Annotated in this window: 1 protein-coding gene and 1 pseudogene; both read right to left on the bottom strand. The window is 42.6% G+C overall.

Annotated features, from left to right (window positions below):
• Positions 1-2,403, bottom strand: a 2,403-nt coding sequence (locus ACN6OV_RS00895; RefSeq protein ID WP_427948845.1) for a hypothetical protein, incomplete at its 3' end; no start/stop codon positions are given.
• Positions 2,400-2,774 (bottom strand): annotated as a pseudogene (locus tag ACN6OV_RS00890) (hypothetical protein); the annotation flags it as partial. The pseudogene ACN6OV_RS00890 and the gene ACN6OV_RS00895, both read right to left, overlap by 4 nt.

Raw genomic sequence — 2,774 nt, 5'->3', positions numbered from 1 at the left:
ACTGGTTGCAAATTCAGTTACAAAGGCGTCCATTTCTTGCGCCTTTCCTTTAACGCCGATTTCAGTCAATTCAGGCATAGCAAATTCGCCAATGCTTTCACCATTATCGTTTTTAATCCAAATTTCCTTGCCTTTTTTGGCCGGATTAAAATCAAATTTAAGCCTGCTAGGTTCGCCATTCACATCAATGGTTTTTACTACGGTACTGCCTGATTTTTCCCAACCCAGTGCCGCCAATTCTTTTACCACACCTTTTGCAAGATCAATCAATGCAGCATTTTGATATGGGTTTTCAGGAAGGGTTTTAATACCCAAAACATCATCACCGATAATCAAATCAAGCTTTTGCGCCGTATCTGCAAAGCTATACCCTTTATCAGAAACAGCTTCGCCCATATCCATCAAACGCTGAATAAGCCAGTTTTTAGCTTCCTCAATCGTGCCTACAAATTGACCACCAACACCGTCTTTAACAATCGTCACTTCATAATTCCCCGATTGATCACTTTCAAGCGGTTTCAGGGTAATGGTGCCGCGTGGTTTTCGAGCGCGTGGATTTGTGTTTTTAATTGCATAAGATGAAGGTTTTAAAGCTGGCGCACCCGCTTTCAGTCTTTCAATTTCCTGATCAATCAATGGACCAAAAACGGACTCCAATTTTTCAGCGGTCAATTCAAAAATTTCATTCCCGGTAACTTCAGCAATGGTTTTGCTTTCTCTTAAACCGTTGTTTTCTTCATTCGGGTTCCCGGCAAGCAAGATTACATCACCCATAGCCGGACGGCTCATCAGCGATAAATTACCTAAAATCTGATAACCGTTAGACTCTTGCATACCCTTAGACTTGGCAAACTCATTCACAAGCTGATCCAGCTCATCCGGGCTTAATATTTCAGCGGCTTGAACGGGTACGGCGCTATCAATTGTGCTTGCTAATGCCTGTGCATCAAGTTTTAAATCATCACGTACACTGAAATCAGTATCAGATACGCTATAAGTCACACCGACAACATTGGCACCACCACCAACCTGCTTTAAATCCATGACTAAGGTATGACCATCTTTGCTTAAATCTTTAAAGCGTTCACCTGTCCAGCCCAGTTCGCGCAATGCGTTACGGGTTTCAATCAGGCGGGATTGAAAGAATGAATCTAACGGGTCTTGCCATTCGGTTAATCGGGCATCATCGTCAATAATTTTGGCATATTGATCGGGATCGGTCGCATCTGTAATTTCATCTGCACCACCTGCATTGCCATCTTCAGCACGGTCTTTAACTTCACCGCTGGCATCAATATAAACATCCTTAAACGCTTCCGGGGCTTCAACCTTTTTAGGGTCTAAAGCCACATAGCGGGCATAGCTATATTGTTGTGGGTCAATCAGTAAGGTTTCACGGCCTTGCGCCATTACAGCCACGACAATGCTCATATAGTTACGTTGTTCACGTGGTTTTTGATCATCATCTACCCAAGTACCACCAAGCCCGGCAATTTTTTCGTTAGGCTCTAACAGTGAATTGGCAAAACTGTCGTATTCTTCAGGCGATAGGGTAATCGCTTTTTGCACGATACAAACTGATTCTTTATAGGCGTTTTGCTCTACCTCATCCCGGTATTCAGCCACGCTATTGTTTTTATTTAGATTGGCAAATTTACCTGTAACAAAGTCACCAGCACTTAGCTTAATCCCTGTATTTTGCGCTTCATCTGCAAGCTGCTTTTGTTTAATCAGGTCTTGCGCACCTTCAGAAAAAGCTTTAGCAAAATCTAAGTTGCGAATCACGTTATATACAAGCAATACCGGGAAGTCTGTTGTTTTTTCCAATTCCAGCAATTCAGGAATATGGCCCGGCATTTTTTCTTGATTGCCTTCCTTTGCGAAAATGGCATATACCTGATCAATCATTTCAGGATTAGCTTCAACCAAAGCAATGTTTTTATCATCACGTTCTTGATTGAAAGTCTTATAAGCCACACGCATTGACTTGGCATCTTGCTTGCCTAAATTGCGAATGCTGGCAGTAATCTGTTCAACGGTATAAGGGCATTTAACGGCGCTACCTTCAAGAAGGCTCTTATTAAATTCTGCACTGGCATCAGCAATGGCCTGCGCCGTTTGTTCTGCACTGTCTTTAATATCCCATGAAAAGCTATAAGCGTTTGTAGAAATACGATATTCAAGCCCTGCACCCTGAACCCCATCAGTAACAAGAAAAAGAATATCTCTTTGGTTTTTATCCTCAATAGATACATGAAGTTGCCCATATTCTTCATCATATTTTTTATCTTGAAATATCACCTTAAAGCCATGCTGCCCGGTCAAAATATCGATAATTGCTTTAAATTTTTCGATCACTTCCGATTTTGTCGGTTTGGCAGTATTTACGGCTGCTGCAATCACTTCAGTTTGCTGCTGCTTGCGCGTGGTTTCTTCATCAATCTGGGTTTGTAGATCAATGCCTGTTGTTGCAATGAACGCAATTCAGACTGTGATGCTTCAAGCTGATTGGTCAATTCTTCAAGCAATAGCTCTTCTTTGCTACGGGCCAATTGAGCGCGTTTAAAACGGTCATGGTTTTTCGCCAAAACCTTCAGCATACGTGTAGCCAATTGCGGGTATTTACGCGCATCCACGGCGCGGGGCTGCAAAATAGCGGTCACGTCACGTTTGTTTAAAATCCACTTCCAGCTTGTCAAAATATCGGTGCCGGAAAGCTTCGCTGGGGTCGTGTCCGGGTTATTGAATAGCACGGTAATGGTTTGAGTATCGCT

Origin of the sequence: Acinetobacter sp. (assembly GCF_050285345.1) — a bacterium.
In the GTDB taxonomy this organism is placed as follows: domain Bacteria; phylum Pseudomonadota; class Gammaproteobacteria; order Pseudomonadales; family Moraxellaceae; genus Acinetobacter.
Note: the sequence above shows the minus strand (reverse complement) of the source record. Positions and strands in the feature narration are given on the sequence as shown.